The sequence below is a fragment of the Roseomonas sp. 18066 genome (genome assembly GCF_902706185.1).
GTDB lineage: Bacteria > Pseudomonadota > Alphaproteobacteria > Acetobacterales > Acetobacteraceae > Pseudoroseomonas.
Genome location: NZ_CACSJM010000399.1, coordinates 1 through 405, shown reverse-complemented (window position 1 = coordinate 405; position 405 = coordinate 1). Strand labels below are relative to the sequence as shown.

Genomic DNA, 405 nt, shown 5'->3' with positions numbered 1-405 from the left:
ATCCAGCCGCGACAGCCCCATGCCCTGGTCGATCGCGCTGGGCGCGCTGGCGTCGGGCCTGCACTTCGTCCTTCCCGGGCCGCTGGGCCGCACCGTCGGCCTGCTGGCCGACGCTGCCGCGCCCGTGGCGCTCTTCGCGATCGGCGCGGTGCTGGCGCGGGCCGGCATGTCGGCGCATCCGCACGAGGCGCTGCGCCCGCGCGACGGCCTGGGCGCGGCGCTCGCCAAGCTGGTGGCGCACCCGCTGCTCGTTTGGGGGGCCGGCCATGGCGCGATCGCGGCGGGCCTGCCGCTGGCGGCACCCGCGCACACCGCGCTGGTGCTGGCGGCGGCGCTGCCGGCCGCGAGCAACGTCTCGCTGCTGGCGGAGCGCTTCGGCGCGCACACGGGGCGCATCGCGCGCAC

Annotated in this window: 1 protein-coding gene; it reads left to right on the top strand. The window is 79.0% G+C overall.

What is annotated here, in order from left to right; all coding sequences use genetic code 11:
• Positions 1–19: 19 nt before the first annotated feature.
• Positions 20–405, top strand: a 386-nt coding sequence (locus GVN67_RS29410) for an AEC family transporter (protein ID WP_200845471.1), incomplete at its 3' end; no start/stop codon positions are given.